Annotated in this window: 16 protein-coding genes; 14 read left to right on the forward strand and 2 right to left on the reverse strand. The window is 26.0% G+C overall.

Annotated elements, in window-relative coordinates; genetic code table 11:
* Positions 1 to 125: 125 nt before the first annotated feature.
* A complete protein-coding gene (locus T324_RS17435) occupies positions 126 to 524 on the forward strand; it encodes a hypothetical protein (RefSeq protein ID WP_038375301.1) in 399 nt (132 codons plus the stop codon).
* Positions 525 to 831: 307 nt separating this feature from the next.
* On the forward strand, positions 832 to 2,316 hold the full coding sequence (locus T324_RS17440; protein ID WP_156920179.1) for an LTA synthase family protein: 1,485 nt from the start codon (positions 832 to 834) through the stop codon (positions 2,314 to 2,316).
* 109 nt (positions 2,317 to 2,425) lie between these two features.
* Here T324_RS17440 and T324_RS0113880 read toward each other — a convergent pair whose 3' ends face one another.
* Entirely contained in the window at positions 2,426 to 2,959 is a 534-nt protein-coding gene (locus T324_RS0113880) for a hypothetical protein (protein WP_028330811.1), read from the reverse strand.
* Positions 2,960 to 3,100: 141 nt separating this feature from the next.
* On the opposite strand from T324_RS0113880, the gene T324_RS17445 reads away from it, so the two are divergent.
* The 12 genes from T324_RS17445 to T324_RS18175 all read left to right on the forward strand — a co-directional run bounded on the left by T324_RS17445 (position 3,101) and on the right by T324_RS18175 (position 17,432).
* Positions 3,101 to 4,732, forward strand: coding sequence for an McrB family protein (locus T324_RS17445; RefSeq protein ID WP_028330812.1), 1,632 nt, complete (start codon positions 3,101 to 3,103; stop codon positions 4,730 to 4,732).
* A 5-nt stretch (positions 4,733 to 4,737) separates the two neighbouring features.
* Positions 4,738 to 5,967: a 5-methylcytosine restriction system specificity protein McrC gene (locus T324_RS0113890; RefSeq protein WP_038375304.1), complete on the forward strand. Its 1,230-nt coding sequence runs from the start codon at positions 4,738 to 4,740 to the stop codon at positions 5,965 to 5,967.
* 115 nt (positions 5,968 to 6,082) lie between these two features.
* Positions 6,083 to 7,132, forward strand: coding sequence for a signal peptidase I (gene lepB / locus T324_RS0113895; protein ID WP_028330814.1), 1,050 nt, complete (start codon positions 6,083 to 6,085; stop codon positions 7,130 to 7,132).
* An 11-nt stretch (positions 7,133 to 7,143) separates the two neighbouring features.
* Positions 7,144 to 8,784 carry a hypothetical protein gene (locus T324_RS0113900; protein WP_028330815.1) on the forward strand — a complete coding sequence of 547 codons (1,641 nt, stop codon included), beginning with the start codon at positions 7,144 to 7,146 and terminating at the stop codon, positions 8,782 to 8,784.
* Positions 8,785 to 8,787: 3 nt separating this feature from the next.
* On the forward strand, positions 8,788 to 9,864 hold the full coding sequence (gene queA / locus T324_RS0113905; RefSeq protein ID WP_028330816.1) for a tRNA preQ1(34) S-adenosylmethionine ribosyltransferase-isomerase QueA: 1,077 nt from the start codon (positions 8,788 to 8,790) through the stop codon (positions 9,862 to 9,864).
* A 63-nt stretch (positions 9,865 to 9,927) separates the two neighbouring features.
* On the forward strand, positions 9,928 to 10,953 hold the full coding sequence (locus T324_RS0113910; protein WP_038375306.1) for a galactose ABC transporter substrate-binding protein: 1,026 nt from the start codon (positions 9,928 to 9,930) through the stop codon (positions 10,951 to 10,953).
* A gap of 118 nt (positions 10,954 to 11,071) precedes the next feature.
* On the forward strand, positions 11,072 to 12,106 hold the full coding sequence (locus T324_RS0113915; RefSeq protein WP_028330818.1) for a galactose ABC transporter substrate-binding protein: 1,035 nt from the start codon (positions 11,072 to 11,074) through the stop codon (positions 12,104 to 12,106).
* Between the two features lie 308 nt (positions 12,107 to 12,414).
* Complete coding sequence (locus tag T324_RS0113920) at positions 12,415 to 13,431, forward strand: galactose ABC transporter substrate-binding protein (protein WP_038375308.1); 1,017 nt, start codon at positions 12,415 to 12,417, stop codon at positions 13,429 to 13,431.
* A 127-nt stretch (positions 13,432 to 13,558) separates the two neighbouring features.
* Positions 13,559 to 14,614, forward strand: coding sequence for a galactose ABC transporter substrate-binding protein (locus tag T324_RS0113925; RefSeq protein ID WP_028330820.1), 1,056 nt, complete (start codon positions 13,559 to 13,561; stop codon positions 14,612 to 14,614).
* A gap of 105 nt (positions 14,615 to 14,719) precedes the next feature.
* A complete protein-coding gene (gene mglA, locus T324_RS0113930) occupies positions 14,720 to 16,219 on the forward strand; it encodes a galactose/methyl galactoside ABC transporter ATP-binding protein MglA (RefSeq protein ID WP_028330821.1) in 1,500 nt (499 codons plus the stop codon).
* 22 nt (positions 16,220 to 16,241) lie between these two features.
* Entirely contained in the window at positions 16,242 to 17,264 is a 1,023-nt protein-coding gene (gene mglC / locus T324_RS0113935) for a galactose/methyl galactoside ABC transporter permease MglC (RefSeq protein ID WP_028330822.1), read from the forward strand.
* 12 nt (positions 17,265 to 17,276) lie between these two features.
* Positions 17,277 to 17,432, forward strand: a complete 156-nt coding sequence (locus tag T324_RS18175; protein WP_169730121.1) for a hypothetical protein — start codon at positions 17,277 to 17,279, stop codon at positions 17,430 to 17,432.
* 45 nt (positions 17,433 to 17,477) lie between these two features.
* On the opposite strand, the gene T324_RS0113945 is transcribed toward T324_RS18175, so the two are convergent.
* Entirely contained in the window at positions 17,478 to 17,762 is a 285-nt protein-coding gene (locus tag T324_RS0113945; protein ID WP_028330823.1) for an META domain-containing protein, read from the reverse strand.
* Between the last annotated feature and the right edge of the window lie 24 nt (positions 17,763 to 17,786).

Genomic DNA, 17,786 nt, shown 5'->3' on the forward strand with positions numbered 1-17,786 from the left:
AATAATATTTTAAGCGAACAATTTTTATTGCTAGTAATTATTTCATCTTTTAAATCATATACCTCATATAGTTGACTATTTTTTATTAGTGTGATATAATCCCGAGTATTTTCCAGGTATAGAATATGAAAAACAATACAACTTTATTCTTTAAAATATATATAATTATAATCATAGTTTGCATTTTAGTATTATCAATTTTTTCAATATTAGGAAATATTTCTAGACAAGGTTATATTTCAAATTTTGTAATAGATAGATATAATACTTTTAATATTAATGATACCAATGATTATGAGAAATTAAAATATTTTACAGATGAAAATTTTCAAGAATATCTATACACTAATGAAGTTTTAACAAATCATTATTATAATTGTAGGATTTTATATTATGATAAAATATTCAAAAACAATGATATATATGATGTTTTTATAATTCCAGATGAAAGTATGTCAAATAATTTGATATTTAAAAATGGTTCTCCATTTGGTTCAATTATTACTGATAAATTATATTCTTAATAATGATAAATTAGAATCTATTTCATATAAATTAAAAGTAAAAACAGAATTTTTTATATATTTTTTAATATCTGTAATATTAATTCCTTTAATATTTTATAAAAAAACTAGAGTATATACTATATTAATAACATTAAATTATGTGTTATATTTAATGTTATTAGAGAATATTTTACCAAGATTTTTTGTATTGAAATTGCCAATTCATTATCTTGATATAATATTATCAAGTATTTTTTTAATAATTGCATATATATTGTCAAACAAAAAAATAGTACCAACTATATTATTTTTTATTGTGAATACAATGTCTTTTTTTGTAATAGAACCAATAGCTTTAAATTATATAAAAACTTTTATATTTTTTAATGATATTCCTATTTTATACCATTCATTGATAGCTGTAATATCAGATATTAGATTAAAGACAATTATTATATTATTAACTGTAGTATATTTTTTATTGATATTATATTTGATTATATTTTTTATTTATAATTTGATAAAAATGAATAGATATAAAGCAATTTTTTTATCTATTTTAATAATTATACTTGTATTTGTTGTTTTTTTAAGACCTGTAGAAATAATTACATGGGATATTGATTTTTATAGACAGATAGAAAGATATGGTATTATAAATACAATTAGTTATAAAATAAGCTATGATAAAATAAATAATGAAATACCAAGTAAAAAAGAAGTTGAAAATGCAATAATGTTGTTAAAAGATTTAGAAAGCAATAGAGATATCTCTACACTTATTTTAAATGGTAGTCAATCTGAAAATAGAGATATATTTTTGGTTTTTTTAGAATCTTTTTATGATTATTCGCATTTTGTAGAATTATTTGATGAGGATCCGTTTGGAATTGAATATAGACAGTGGGCTAGCAATTCACATAAAATTCCTCCTAGTATAACATCTGGAAGTTTTTATGCAAGACTTTCGGGCTTAACGGCTTCGAGTCCATTATATCCTAAATCTCAAATTTATAAAATTGAAAATAGTTTGCCAGATTTACTTGTTCAAAATGGTTATTACACAATTAGTTTAGAAGAATCTATTAGTACATATAATTTAAATTCATTTTTCACTATGTTAGGATTTAATGAAGAAGTATTTGCATTATATACTGGTAATTTAAATTTATATATTAGTACAAATATGAATAATTTACAAAAACCATTATTTGCGAGCTGTTTTACTCTTTTAGGACATGAAGGTATGTCTCCTAAAGATGAGGATAAGTATATATTAGAGTATTTGGAAAAAAATAAACGTTTTATTGATTTATTTGATGCTAATGATAAGGATATTCTAATACAAACTTTTAAAGATTGTATTAATTTGTCAAGAGAGGTTATTAAGATAAGAGATACGATATTAAAATTTTCTCCAAATGCATTGATTATTTTTAAAAATGATCACATGTTTCCAAATTTAATTGAAATGATAAGAAGATCTAAGATTGACGAAAAGATAAAATCTAGTTTTTTGGAAGATCAAACACCTACACCTATACTTATATGGAATGGTACAAATGGTTTATATAAGGCACCAATGAATTTTGTACCTGAAAATATACCGCTTTTTATAGCTTTAAATGCTGGGGTTACAAATTATAATAGTAGTATGATATCTTTGTTATATAAGGATGAGATGGATGGAAATATAAGTACATACCATAAATTTTATAATATTACTAATGATAGATATATATTGTTAGATAATATAGATACCAATTCTAATTTATATAAATATGAAAATGCTAGAAAAATTTTGTCTTAAGATATTTTTTTGGGTAAAAGATATTATTATAATTTGATAAAATCTGAGTGATAAATTTATATATATTGAAATATAATTTTATCATGATAACATCAAGAACTATAAGTTATTATTTTATTGATTCTTTTATTTCATTATAAAGTCTTATTAACTCATTTGCATACTTTTCTTTTACTTTGAAATTTTTAAATCCTTCAGCAGTTTCTACTCTTATATCAGTTAAAAGAGGTAGTTTTTTTATTTCATTTTCTGCCTGTATGCTGTAGGTTCTGTCTACATAAGAGGTATCCATAAAGTATATTGAAGTTCCGTATATTACTTCTACATCAGTTTTTGGCATTAAAGATGTATAATATAAATTTATATATGAATTGTCATCAAACTTCAATACTATTTTACTGTTTTCTGCTATGTTAAATGCATCATCGCTTATATATTGAGCTTCCAAAATTATAGTATCAGTACCGCTTATATTTTTGAGTCTGAATTTCAAAGTTGATGACCAATAATTAATTGAAATATAATCAGTTTGATAGAATTTTGTACCGTAAAAAGAATCTTCTATTAAATGCACTTTGGCAGCACATGATGACAATGTTATACTCAATATAATTAGTGAAAATAATATAAATATTTTCTTCAATACTATCTCCCTAGTTTTTATAACTATATTATATAACCTATTTATTTTTTGTAAATAAAATGCTGATTATATATTGTTGTTATTTAGTATTTTATATTTTATAATAACTTTAAAATAATTTTTTATTTAATTGGTATTTTTATGGAATTTAAAAGGGTTTTTTCTTGCGGAGTTAGCTGGGGTGGTGGTAGGAAGAAGCCTTCATATTTTGAAGAATTTAAAAAGTATAATTCTGCTATATTAGGAAGCTACAATAGAAGGATAGAAGGTTTTAGAAATTTAAAAGTTGGAGATTTAATAGCCGCAAAGAATGGTGAAAAAATAATAGCTTTAGGACAAGTTGCTTCAGCTTCAGAAAAGTATAGGAATTGGAAGTATTTTATTGATGAGTCAAAAGCTAATTATTACGGTGTATCTTTAGAAGATGAAATTGATATAATTAAAGTTAATAAGTGGATTGAATTGGAAGAACCTATTAACTATCCTACTTCTTCAGGTACAGGATTTGTTACAGATAATAACAATGATTATTTAACACAATGTAATGAAGCTTATTATAAGGAATTAAAAAAAATGGAAAAAGAAGAGATTATTAATATACTAAAACAAAAAAAGCAGATCATACTTCAAGGAGCACCTGGTACTGGAAAAACTTATTCTACTGCTGAAATTGCTGTTAATTTGATTGACGGAAAATTACCAGATAATAGAAAAAAAGTTATGGAAAGATATAAAGAGCTTATTAAAAAGAATAGGATATTTTTCACAACTTTTCATCAGTCTATGGATTATGAGGAATTTGTTGAAGGGTATAAGCCTGTTCCTAATGACGGAAATATAGTTTATGATGTTAAAGATGGAATTTTTAAAAAGGCTTGTAAATATTCAAGTACAGCAGGAAATGATAAAAATAATATAGAAGATATATGGAATGAATTTCAAAATAAATTAGCTGAAGAAAATATAAGATTTGATGAAAAAAATAATAACATAGGAAAACTTACTTTAAAAACAAAAACAGGACTTGATTTTTATTTAACTACTGATGATAGCGGATATGTAAGATATAAGCCTGCTTCTCAAATAGGAGATAATTGGAGATATATAAGAGCTGCTTTATTTGGATTATATTTTAATAAGTATAAATCAGCTTTGTCATATACAGAACCTTTATTAGATTATTTAAAAGAAAATTATAATTTGTCTGAGCCAATTGAAAATAATGAAAATCCTGTTGTACTTATAATAGATGAAATTAATAGAGGTAATATAGCAAAAATATTCGGAGAGCTTATTACATTATTAGAGGCAGATAAAAGAAAAAATGCTGATAATGAAATAGAAGTTAAACTGCCTTATTCAAAAGAAACATTTTCAGTGCCTAGCAATTTATATATAATAGGTACTATGAACACTACAGACAGAAGCATAGGTTATATTGATTATGCTTTAAGAAGAAGATTTGCATTTATAACTATTAAAGCAGATAAAGAAAAAGTAGAAAATTTTTATAATGATAAAAACTCTGATTGTAAAGATAAGGCATTAAAGTTATTTGATAATGTAGAAAAAATTATAAAAGAAAATTTAAATGAAGAATTTGAGATAGATGATATTATGATAGGGCATAGCTATTTTATGGCTAAAAATGATGAAGAACTAAAAAGAAAATTAGATTATGAAATAAAACCTTTATTATTAGAATATTACAAAGACGGTATATTAAAAAGTGATAAAGAATTAAAAGACAAGATTAAAGATTTAATGATATAATTATTATGGAAAATAAATTTGAATGCAGTAATTGTAATTTTTTTAACGTTTTTCAAGAACATGATGCTATAAAATGTGATTTACTTATTGAATATATAAATAATTCAAAATATAGAGAATACATATTTGGGGAAAATTCATTTGAAAAAACTCTTTCTTATTATATAGGTGCTTTCTGGCTTGATAACGAATATACAAAAAATATTATAATAAATCCTAAAATAGATAATATTGATTTTATGAAGATGTTTTCAAAATGCTTATCATATTCCAGTATTATAAAAGATTTTGACAAAATATACAGCATTAATTTTGAAGAGCCTGCTATAGATTATAAAGAAAATAAATTGATAAAAGGACTTGATGCATTAACAAGTATACATTTTTTAAGAATGCTTGAATTAGAGCTTCATAACGGACTTAAAAGAAATTTTATAAGAAAAGAAGAAAATCTCAATTCAAAAATAAAAGGCAAAATAGACTTTTCAAATCATATAAAGAAAAATATTATGGCTGCCAGAAATGACAGAGTATACTGTTCTTATTTTGATTATGATATAAATTGCTTGGAAAATAGAATATTAAAGAAGGCATTAAAAATATGTTATTCTAATATAGGAAGTATTTATAATTCTTTTTCTTGTATTAGCTTTTTTTCTGAAGTTTCTGATGAGCTTCATTTTTATGAACTTCATAATATAAAATTAAACCCTTTATACAAAAAATATAAACTTCTTATAAAATTAGCTATTAATATAATAAAATTAAAAAGATATAAAGATTCAAATAAAGAAAATTATGCCCCGCCTTTTTATATTGATATGTCATTATTATTTGAGAAATATGTTTATGCTTTACTTATGGATTCATTGAAAGATAAGGCTGAAATATTATATCAGTCTAGTTTTTTGCATAAAGCATTTATATTAGATTTTATAATTAAAGGTAATGAATACAATTATATAGCAGATACAAAATATAAGGAAAATTATGAAAATAGTTATGAAAAAGATGATATAAAACAGCTTTCAGCTTACTCCAGAATTAAAAAAGTAGTTGAACATTTTCAAAATGATCAAGAATATTCTGATAATTATATACCAAAATGTTTGATAATATATCCTTCAAATAATACTTATGATATAAATATAAATTTAGAAAATATAAAAAATATTGATGATTTTGTGAAATTTTATAAGTTAGGAATATATATACCAAGATTTATTTCAAATTAATAATTTTACATTTTAAATTAAATTCCTTTTTATATAATTGCTATTTTAATAGTTTTATTATATACTTTTACATCAATATTTATACACTATAAAAATTGTTTAAGGGGTTAAATTAATGGAAAATCCTATAAAAAATATTACAGAAACAATAGTAGGCGAATGCAGAAATATTAAACATACATTAAAAGAAATTTTATACGCAATAGTTATTGTACTTATAATAAATACTTTTCTAATACAGAATTATCAAATACCAACAGGCTCAATGATACCGATTATCATGCCTGGAGACAGGTTGTTTGCAAATAGATTTGTTTACGGGGTAAAATTACCTTTTACAGACGGACTTTTAGGATACAGACTCCCAAAAATTAAATCTCCTCAAAGGGGCGATTTGGTAGTATTTAGAGCTCCTCCTTCAGCTTCTTTCGGATGTGAATCTGCTATGCCTTATTATGAGCCTTCTCCATTAGTTCAGCTTTTGAAACTTCCTGTTATGGTATTTTCTATAACTCCTTTTACATGGGATCCTAGATTCTTATTTGCTGACTTTTTAGGTGAAAAACTTACCGAAGGAACGCATTTAGCTCCGGCTCCTTTATTCTTTGGACTTAAAACAGTAGATTTAGACCCTAGAAAAGAGTTTGTTAAAAGAGTTATAGCTACTGCTGGTGAAACTGTAGAAATAAGAAATAAAAAAATAATTATAAATGGAAATGAAATAGAAGATAAATGGGGATATTTCTTCTATGGAGATGATAGAGAATTTGTTCCTGTAATAGATATATACGGACCTATTTATGTACCAAAAAAAGGCGACGTTATAATATTTAAAAAAATAGTTGATATACATGATTATTATAATGATCTTAGTTCATTTGAAGTATATATAAATGATAAAATTGTAAGCGATGATATAAAATTATGGTATTGGATGAATATATATGTTCCTAATACTAAAGACAGACCAGATGAATATATATACAATGTTCCTGAAGATTATTTCTTTGTTATGGGAGATAATAGAGATCAAAGCTGCGACAGCAGAATGTGGGGGCTTGTTCCTTATAGACATATTAAAGGTCAGCCGATGATTGCATGGATACAATCTAAAAGACCTGATGATGTTGAGCAGGGTTTCTTTAAGTATTTTATAATTAAATAAGAAAAATTATTATGTATGAACAAATTTCTCAAGATACTATAAAAGAATTATTAAAAATTTGGAAAGTGAAAAATATTGAAGAATTAAAAAATAAATCTTCAAATATTTCACTTGTTTCTTTTAAATTTTATAATTTATCAAAAGAATCTAAAAATATAATTCTTTATATATTAAAAAATGAGGCTAAGGAATTAAATTCTATAGATATAGCTTATTCTCTTAAATATACTCAAAAGCAAATACCTATGTTTTTTAATTCTGTAGATGAAATAAAGAAATCCGGTCTTTTGTATTTAAAAATAAAAAGAAGAAGATTAAATTCCCATGATGATACTTTGTATTTTCTTCCGGAAGTAAAGCCTATTATAGAAAACATTATATTAAAAGATTCTATTAAAATAACAAATTATATAGATGAATCTTATTCAGCTAATGTTTATAAAAAATATTTGCAGAAAATAATTAATATATATGAAAACGGCGGTATTTTAGAGTATTCCAAAACTAAGATAAATGATGATGAGTTATTAGCTTTATGTAAGGCAAATATAGTTTCTGTTTATTTTGATAATGATTTTCTTGTATATATAGGTATTAATAACAGTAAGGTTTTAGAAAATTTAGAGAAAACTTTAAAAGAAAGTATAGATAGTTCTATATTTATATATAATCATTTTAATATATTAAATGATATAGAAACCTTTATATATGAATGTGATGTTCAGAAATTAACTATTAATGATATAGATATTAAATTTTTAACTAATAATTTAGAAGCATCCGCCATATTTAATATATGTTTAAAATTGTCTTTAATAAAAGCTGATACTAAAGGATATATTTCATTAGAATATGATAATATAAAAAAATATTTGTTAAACTCTATAGAAGAAAGAATGGAGCTTGTTTCAAAAAATATTTATAAAAATTATTCGGATTATTTTAAAAAAATATCAAAAATATTAGAAAATGGCAGCATATCTAAGTCAGCATTATATATAAAATTGAAGGATGAATTTAATATATCAATTTCTGCTGAAATGTATAATAATATAATATTTTCTATGTTTGTACTTGGTATTATAGAAGTATCCTTTTATGAAAATGCTATTTTAGCAGTAAGAAATTTTAAAAATACTGCTTCTGATAATAATAAAAAATGCTTTATTAATGGTAATTTTGAAATCACTTTAATTAATCATTATCTATTTAATAATGATTTTATTTATATGTGTAATTTGTACTTTGATATAGATAAGCAGGAAACAGTTTATACTTACACTATGACAGAAGAGAGTATTTTAAGAGGCAAAACAATTATTAGCGATAATTCTTCTAAATATCATTTTGAAAATTTTTTAGAAATTTTAAAATCTGTATTAGAAGATAATAATGTTGAAATGCCTAAACATATAGAAACAAGCATTAGAAGATGGTATGAAAGAGGTATTATTTCATCTGTATATGATAATGTTACTCTGGTTATTATAAAAGATTCAAATAAACTTGAAGAGATTATACATGAGGCAAAAAGAAAAGGCATATTAATGACAAAAATTAATGACGAATATGCTATAATAAAATCAAGTTCTGTTACAAAAAAGAATCTTACAAAATTTTTAAGACAGAGAAAAATAATAGTGACATTTTAAATTATGATAGATTATTTAAATAAAGAAACTTATAATTTTTATTTACCGGAAAATTTAATAGCCACAGAGCCTAATTATGAAAGAGATCATTGTAAATTAATGCTTTTAAATAAAAAAACAGGGCAATTAGAGCATAAAATTTTTTCTGATATAATTAATTATTTGAATAAAGATGATATTTTAGTATTAAATGACAGTAAAGTTATACCTGCTAGAATATATGCTAAAAAGAATACAGGCGGCGGTTCTGAAATACTGCTTTTAAATAAAATTAATAATGATGATAGTATTTGGGAATGTTTAATAAAGGGTAAAAATATAAAAGAAAATGATATATTATATGTAGATTACAGTCATTTAGAAAAAGTAGGAAATATAGAAGCATTAATAGAAAAAGATAATATATCCACAAAGATAATAAAATTTTCAAAGCCATTGACATCTGATATTTTAAATAGTATAGGAAATGTTCCTCTTCCTCCATATATAATACAAAGTAGAAAGAAGAAAGGCGAAGAAGAATATAATGAAAAAGATAAAGAGTTCTATCAAAATGTATATGCCAAGAATGAAGGAAGTATTGCTTCTCCTACGTCAGGGCTTCATTTTACATCAGAGCTTTTAGAAAAAATAAGGGATATTGGTATAACAGTTTGCTATGTAACATTACATGTGGGATTTTCTACATTTAATCCTTTGAAAGAGGATGATTTACGCAATCATGTTATGCATGAAGAAAAATTTATAATACCTAATGAAAGTGCTGAAATAATACTTGATGCCAAAAAAAGCGGCAGAAGAATAGTATCATGCGGTACAACAGTTTCCAGAGTTTTGGAAAGCGAATACGAAAATTATAATTTTAAAAGATTAGAAGGCTCTACAAATATATTCATTTATCCGCCTTATAAATTTAAATGTGTTGATGCTTTAATAACTAATTTTCATACACCTCATTCAACTCTTTTAGCTATGGTTAGTGCTTTTGCCGGATATGATAATATAATGAATGCTTATAAAGAGGCTATATCAAATAATTACAGATTCTTTTCTTACGGCGATGCTATGTTTATGTATTAAAAAATTATAATTGCTTGACAATAAAATCTATTGAACTATAATTTAAATATAGGAGAATGAGAAATGATTAATAAGAAGGTATTTTTATTTATTTTACTTATAGTGTTATCATCTTCTATAGTGCTTTATACACAAAAAAAGAATTCTTTAGTAGGTGTAGCATTATATAGATATGATGATGATTATACAAAGTATTTAAAGCAGTATTTAGAAAAGAATGCTAAAAATAATTTTTCTGTTTTGATGGTTGATTCATATAATAGTCAGGCTACACAAAATGCTCAAATAGATATGTTTTTGAAAAAGAAGGTTAATATGCTTGCTATTAATCTAGTTGATAAGACTCAAGCACAAAAAATAATTGATAAGGTTAGTATTAATGATTTGCCTTTAATATTTTTTAATAGAGAACCGGATTTGGATGCTATGAAAACTTATGATAAAGTGTGGTATATTGGCGGTAAAAGTGATGAGGCAGGAATTGCACAGGGCAGATTAATAGTAGAGAGTTGGAAAAATCGTTTAAATTGGGATAAAAATGAAGATGGTAAAATTCAATGTGTCATAATAAAAGGTGATTTAAATGATAGAGACACATTTAATAGAACAGAATATATGAAAAAATATATTGCTTCCAATAATATTAAGTTGGATATTTTAGCAGAAGTTCCTGCTATGTGGAAAAGAGAAACGGCAATGACTGCTGTTGAGGGATTATTTATTAAATATGGAAAGAAAATAGAGTATATAATTTGTAATAATGATTATATGGCTTTAGGTGCATTAGATGCTTTAAAGAAATATGGACTTAATAACAGCAGCAGAATGATCAATTATATACCTATAGTTGGTATAGATGGTGTTTTAGAATGCTTGAATGAAATAAAAAATTATGGAATATTTGCTACAGTTCTTCAAAATCCTTCTACTCAAACTCAGGCCTTATGTGCAGTTTCAAAGAATATAATGAGCGGAAAATCTCCATTAGACGGAACTCATTTTAATTTTGATAACAGTAAATATATTTCAATACCATATATTCCAGTAACTGCATCAAATTTGGAAAAAGCTATAGGAATATATAAATAAATTGTATGATAAACTAAGTAATTTTTATTGGCAAAAAATAATATTTTTTTATTGACTTATTAATCTTTTTTTAATAAACTAAATTATAATTCATATATATGAAAATTGGAGTTTTATTATGAATAAAGGAATTCATACTTTTTTGATTTTTTTATTATTAATTATTTTTGCTGTTGGATGTGGTTCAAAATCAAACAGTAAAGATGGTGAAATAGAAATAGGTATCACTATATATAGATATGATGATAATTTTATTTCATTTATGAGAAGAAATATTGAATCATTATTAAATGGTAAGGCAAAATTTATAATGAATGACTCAGAAAATGATCAAGTTAAGCAAAATGACCAGGTTGATGCTGCCATTCAAAGAAATGTTGATGCTTTAGCTATTAATTTGGTTGATCCTTCATCAGCTAGTTTTATGATAAATAAAATAAAACCTACAGGAATACCGGTAATATTTTTTAATAAAGAGCCAAGTAAAGATGATATGATGCTTTATGATAAGGCATGGTATGTAGGTACTTTAAGTGAAGAATCAGGAAATATACAAGGTGAGATAGTTCTTAATTCTTGGACATCCAATACTTCTTGGGATAAAAACGGTGATGGAAAAATACAATATCTTCTTTTAAAAGGTGAGGCAGGACACCCAGATGCTGAGGCTAGAACAGAGAGAATAAAAGCTGTTTTAGTTGATAATGGTATTGAAATAGAAAGTTTAGATGAACAAACAGCTAATTGGGATATACTTCAAGCACAAACTGTAACAGATGCTTGGATTAAAAAATATGGAGATAGTATAGAATTTATATTTTCTAATAATGATGCTATGGCTTTAGGTGCATTGAAATCTATTCAAAAAGAAGGTTACAATATAGGTGACAGCAATAAATTCATACCTATAGTTGGAGTTGATGCAATTCCTGAAGTTATCGAGGAAATTAAAAAAGGTACTATTGTAGGTACAGTTTTACAAAGTCCTAAAGATCAGGCTCAGGCAATTGTTGATATGGTTATTAATGTTGCTAATGGTCAAGATGTTCTTGCTGGAACTGAGTATAAATTGGATGATGTTAAAGCTGTGAGAGTTCCTTATAGAGCTATTACTTTAGAAAATATTAATGATGCTCTTGAGGCCTATAAATAATATTTATTAATTTATTGTGTTATAATAAATATTATACTTTAATTTATTTAATTGAAAAAAATTATATATTATAAAAATAAATATATTGGGTATTAATAGGTGTAAATTTTTTATATTTAAAAATTAGTACATAAATTTTATATTTAATTATATTTAGAAAAATTGAAAATAGACAATTATAGTATACTTATTTACTAGATTGTCTATTTTTTTATGTATAATTTTTTATAACTATTGTAAAAACAGGATATTTTCCTATAAATTTATTATAATAATATATATAGAAATAAATTAATCAGGAGAAATATATGATAAAGAAAAATATTGCTGCAATATTTGCTGCTATTATTTCAATATTATGTTTAAATTCATGTTCATCAGATGAGCCTTTTATAGGAGTTACAATATACAGCAGTGATGATGTTTTTGCAAATTATATTAAGGTTAATTTAGATAAAGCTTATTCTGGGAAAGTTAAATATATTATAAGCGATTCAAAAAACAGTCAAATTACTCAAAATGGACAAATAGATAAATATATATCAAAAGGTGCTAAAGTGCTAGTTATAAATTTGGTAGATACTTATGCAGCTGATACAATAATTGATAAAGTTAGAGAAGAAAATATACCAATAATATTCTATAATAAGGCTCCTACTAAATCAGCCATGGATAGTTATAAAAAGGTTTGGTATGTAGGTACTTATAGTGAAGAAGCAGCTAATATGCAGGGGAAAATAATTGTTGATAGCTGGAATGCTAATAGTAGTTGGGATAAAAATGGTGATGGAAAGATACAATGTGCTATATTACAGGGCGAACCTGGACATTATGATACAGAAATTAGAACAAAAAATGTTATATCTTTTATTGAAAATAGTGGTTTAGAAGTAGAAGTATTGGAGAAAAAAACAGCTATGTGGGATAAGGACAGAGCTAAAATGATTGTTGATGAATGGATGTCTGATAATTCAAACAGTAATTTAGAATATATTATTGCCAATAATGATTCTATGGCATTAGGGGCATTAAGAGCTATACAATCTATAGGGTATAATACAGGAGATTCAAATAAATATATCCCTATAGTTGGAATTGATGCTATAAATGAAGTTGTAGATGAGATAGCAAATGGTAATATTGTAGGTACTGTTCTTAATGATAGTTTTACTCAGGCTAAAGCGGTTGCTGATTTATCTATTAGTTTATTTAATGGTAATGTAAGTCCTATACTTGGTACTGCTTGGACACTTGATAATAATAAATCAGTGAGAATTCATTATAAGCCTATAACATTGGAAAAATTAGGTGAAATTAGAAGATAGTGTTTTATAAAATTTTATTTTGTATTAAATTAATAGGATTATTAGTATAATTTTAACTTGATTTAATAAATAAAATTTATATACTTAATCTTAGAGAATATTAATTAATTTAAGGAGTTTTCAGACTATGAAAAAATCACTTATTGCTATGGGAGCATTAATAATGTCTTCTATTTTCGTAATGTCATGTGGCGGCGGACAGGCTTCATCCTCTTCTACTACTGCTACAGATGGTCCTACTATCGGAGTAACAATTTACCGTTATGATGATAACTTTATGTCTTTCTACAGAAGGAACATTGAAAGCAGAATGAGCGGAAAAGCAAATTTGATAATCAATGATTCACAAAATAACCAAGCTCAGCAAAATGACCAAGTTGATGTAATGCTTAATAAAGATGCAAAAGTTTTAGCTATTAACTTGGTAGACCCTCAAGCTGCTCAAACTATCATAGATAAAGCTAAAGCTAAAGAAATACCTGTTGTATTCTTTAACAAACAGCCTAGTGCTGAAGCTATGGCTAGCTATGATAAAACTTGGTATGTAGGTACTACTCCTGAAGAATCAGGCGATATGCAAGGAAAAATCGTTGTAGATACTTGGAAAGCTAATGCTGCTTGGGATAAAAATGGAGATGGTGTTATACAGTATGTATTATTAAAAGGTGAACCAGGACACCCAGATGCTGAAGCTAGAACTAGTCACGTTACTTTATACATTACTAATAATGGCGTTAAAGTAGAAAGATTAGAACCAGAACAAACAGCTATGTGGGATACTGCAAAAGCTAAAGATATAGTTGACGCTTGGATGCAAAAACATGGCGATAAAATTGAATATATTTTCTGTAATAATGATGCTATGGCTTTAGGTGCTTTACAATCAGTACAAGCTTTAGGATATAACAAAGAAGGCGAAACTAATAAATATATACCTATAGTTGGTGTTGATGCTATTCCAGAAATGATTAATGAAATCAAAAAAGGAACTGTAGCAGGTTCTGTTCTTAATGACCCAGTTGGTCAATCTCAGGCTTTAGTAGACATTTCTTTAAATGTTGCTGCTGGTAAAGATCCATTAGATGGTACTACTTGGACTTTGGACGAAGTTAAAGCAGTTCGCGTTCCTTATGTTCCTATAACTAAAGATAATGTAAATGTTGCTGAAGAAGCTTACAAATAATAAATAGTTTGTTATTGACAGGGATATTTTTTAATATCCCTGTTTTTTTAAAAGGGTTTTAATATATTATTATTTTTTTAGTTATTTTGTAAAGGTTTAATATATATGGATAAAAAAGTTATTCTTGAAATGAAAGGTATTTCAAAGTCTTTCCCTGGTGTTAAAGCTTTGGATGATGTTCAGCTTACTGTAAGAGAAGGCGAAGTTGTGGCACTTATGGGAGAAAATGGTGCTGGTAAATCTACTTTAATGAAATGTCTATTTGGTATATATCATAAAGATAGCGGAGTAATATTATTGGATGGTAAAGAGGTAAATTTTACTTCACCTAAGCAGGCTTTAAATAATGGTGTTGCTATGGTGCATCAAGAATTAAATCAGGTTAGACAAAGAAATATATCTGATAATATATGGCTTGGTAAATATCCTACTAAATTCGGATTAGTTGATGAAAAGAAAATGTATGATGATACTAAAGCTATATTTGATGATTTGGAAATACCTTTGGATCCTAGAACAAAAGTTTCTACATTATCCGTATCTGAAATGCAAATGGTTGAAATAGCTAAAGCTGTTTCATATAATTCTAAAATATTGGTATTAGATGAACCTACAAGTTCATTGACTGAAAAAGAAGTAGCTAAATTATTTAAAATCATACGCAAACTTCAAAGCAGAGGAGTTGGTATGATTTATATATCACATAAGATGGAAGAAATTTTGCAAATATCTGATGAAGTTACGATAATGAGGGATGGAAAATATGTAGCTACTACTCCTGCAAAAGAATTGACAACTGATATGATAATTAAGCAAATGGTTGGAAGAGATTTAACTAACCGTTTCCCAGAAAAGACAAATGTTCCAGGAGAAAATATTTTAGAAATAAAAGATTTTACTGCATTTTATCAGCCTTCACTTAAGGAAGTTAATTTTAGTGTAAGAAAAGGAGAGGTATTTGGAATTGCAGGACTGGTAGGAGCTAAAAGAACTGAAGTTTTAGAAAGCATATTTGGAATGAGAACTTTATCTTCAGGTCATGTAGTTAAGATGGATCATGAAGTGAACAATTCTTCTACTAGAAAAGCAATAAGGAACGGTTTTGCTTTGGTTACAGAAGAGAGGAGACAAACTGGAATATTTGGAATGCTCTCTATCAATTTTAATTCTACAATAGCTAATATAGATAGTTATAAAAATAAATTTGGATTTTTAGATAATAAAAAGATGCAGGAAGATACTAAATGGGTAATAGATAGTATGCAGGTAAAAACTCCTTCTGAGAAAACTGCGATACAATCTTTATCAGGAGGTAATCAGCAAAAGGTTATTTTAGGAAGATGGCTTTTAAGCAAACCGGATATACTTATGCTTGATGAACCCACACGCGGTATTGATGTAGGGGCTAAGTATGATATATACAGACTTATTATAGATTTAGCTACTGTTGGAAAGGCTGTAATAGTGGTTAGTTCTGAAATGCCTGAATTATTAGGTATAACTGATAGGATTATGGTTATGAGCAATGGACGTGTTGCTGGTATTGTTGAGACTAAAAATACTAATCAGGAAGAAATTATGGCATTGTCTGCTAAATATTTATAATTTAACTAAAAAAGGAATAATCATGGATAATAATAAAATAAACATTAAAACTATTAAATCATTTGTATTAAACAATGCTATATTTGCGGCATTACTGTTAATAATTATAGGTATTATCATTAAAGACCCTAGTTTCTTTAAATTAAGTAACTTCTTAAATATATTTGCTCAGGCTTCTACACGTATGATAATAGCTGTAGGTATTGGTACTCTTTTGGTAACTCAAGGTAACGACTTAGGTGCTGGTAGAGCTGTTGGACTTGCTGCTGTTGTAAGTGCTTCACTTTTACAATCTACTACTAACCCTACTAGAATGTATCCTGATTTACCTGTACTTCCTGTTATACTTCCTATACTTTTAGTTATGCTTATACTTATGGTATTTGGACTTATAAATGGTTTTATCATTTCTAAACTTTATGTAACTCCATTTATTGCTACTTTAGGTATGCAGCTTATACTTTATGGTGTAACTAGTACTTATTTTGACAGACCTCCTTATGGTGCTCAGCCTATTGGTGGACTTGATCCTAGATTTACTAATTTAGCTCAAGGCGGTATCAAATTAGGTAGTTTTACTATTTCATACTTAATTATATTTGCTATCATAATAACTGCTATAATGTGGATTATTTGGAATAAAACTAAGTTAGGTAAAAACATATTTGCTGTTGGAGGCAACCCTGAAGCTGCTGCAGTTTCTGGTGTAAATATTCCTCTTACCCTTATGATAGTTTATACTATGGCTGGTGCTTTATATGGTATAGCTGGTTCATTAGAGGTTGCTCGTGTTGGTTCTGCTACTAACAACTTGGGTAACGGTTATGAGCTTGACGCTATTGCTGCTTGTGTAGTTGGAGGAGTTTCATTCTCTGGTGGTATTGGTTCTATCTTAGGTATTGTATCTGGTGTATTAATATTCCAAGTTATTAACTATGGTATGACATTCGTTGGTATTTCTCCGTATATGCAGTATATAATTAAAGGTGCTATCATTATAGCTGCTGTAGCTGTTGATACACAAAAATATTTGAAAAAAGTGTGATAGGGTTTTATTATGGAATATGATAATAATAATGATCCTTTTAGAAGAGAGTTTAATAAGAAGGAGACTAGAAAACGTACTTTAAAATCTTGGATATTCTTAGGTTTTATATTTATGATATTTTTAGTTGCCGAGTTTATTAGATATATAATGAGTATAATTTATTAATGAAATATTAAAGGCTGTGCTGATAATTTTATTAGCGCAGCCTTTTTATTCTTCTATTTCTTCATAAATAAGCGGTTCATCAATAAATGTTGTGTATATTAAAAGTTTATTATTTTCTATTTTGAAAGAGTATGCTGTTTGAAGTATTGATATATAATCTCCTTCAGCTTTTCTTTTCTGAGCATTATCAGTTTTTCTTGTAGTTTTTATCATATCTATTGAAATTAAGTCCCCTTTAATTGTACAATTAGCCCAATAATCATTTATAGCAGATTTTCCGTATATTTTATTATTGTCTATACTTATAGTAATATTCATAGCTGTATGCATATTTATAAGTTTATAAACTTTTAC

It is taken from the genome of Brachyspira alvinipulli ATCC 51933 (assembly GCF_000518245.1).
GTDB classification, from domain to species: Bacteria; Spirochaetota; Brachyspiria; order Brachyspirales; family Brachyspiraceae; genus Brachyspira; species Brachyspira alvinipulli.

Coding starts and splice junctions, on each gene's coding strand:
- T324_RS17435 (WP_038375301.1), top strand. CDS start 126: ATGAAAAACAATACAACTTTATTCTTTAAAATATATATAATTATAATC.
- T324_RS17440 (WP_156920179.1), top strand. CDS start 832: ATGTCTTTTTTTGTAATAGAACCAATAGCTTTAAATTATATAAAAACT.
- T324_RS17445 (WP_028330812.1), top strand. CDS start 3,101: ATGGAATTTAAAAGGGTTTTTTCTTGCGGAGTTAGCTGGGGTGGTGGT.
- T324_RS0113890 (WP_038375304.1), top strand. CDS start 4,738: ATGGAAAATAAATTTGAATGCAGTAATTGTAATTTTTTTAACGTTTTT.
- lepB (WP_028330814.1), top strand. CDS start 6,083: ATGGAAAATCCTATAAAAAATATTACAGAAACAATAGTAGGCGAATGC.
- T324_RS0113900 (WP_028330815.1), top strand. CDS start 7,144: ATGTATGAACAAATTTCTCAAGATACTATAAAAGAATTATTAAAAATT.
- queA (WP_028330816.1), top strand. CDS start 8,788: ATGATAGATTATTTAAATAAAGAAACTTATAATTTTTATTTACCGGAA.
- T324_RS0113910 (WP_038375306.1), top strand. CDS start 9,928: ATGATTAATAAGAAGGTATTTTTATTTATTTTACTTATAGTGTTATCA.
- T324_RS0113915 (WP_028330818.1), top strand. CDS start 11,072: ATGAATAAAGGAATTCATACTTTTTTGATTTTTTTATTATTAATTATT.
- T324_RS0113920 (WP_038375308.1), top strand. CDS start 12,415: ATGATAAAGAAAAATATTGCTGCAATATTTGCTGCTATTATTTCAATA.
- T324_RS0113925 (WP_028330820.1), top strand. CDS start 13,559: ATGAAAAAATCACTTATTGCTATGGGAGCATTAATAATGTCTTCTATT.
- mglA (WP_028330821.1), top strand. CDS start 14,720: ATGGATAAAAAAGTTATTCTTGAAATGAAAGGTATTTCAAAGTCTTTC.
- mglC (WP_028330822.1), top strand. CDS start 16,242: ATGGATAATAATAAAATAAACATTAAAACTATTAAATCATTTGTATTA.
- T324_RS18175 (WP_169730121.1), top strand. CDS start 17,277: ATGGAATATGATAATAATAATGATCCTTTTAGAAGAGAGTTTAATAAG.
- T324_RS0113945 (WP_028330823.1), bottom strand. CDS start 17,762: ATGCATACAGCTATGAATATTACTATAAGTATAGACAATAATAAAATA.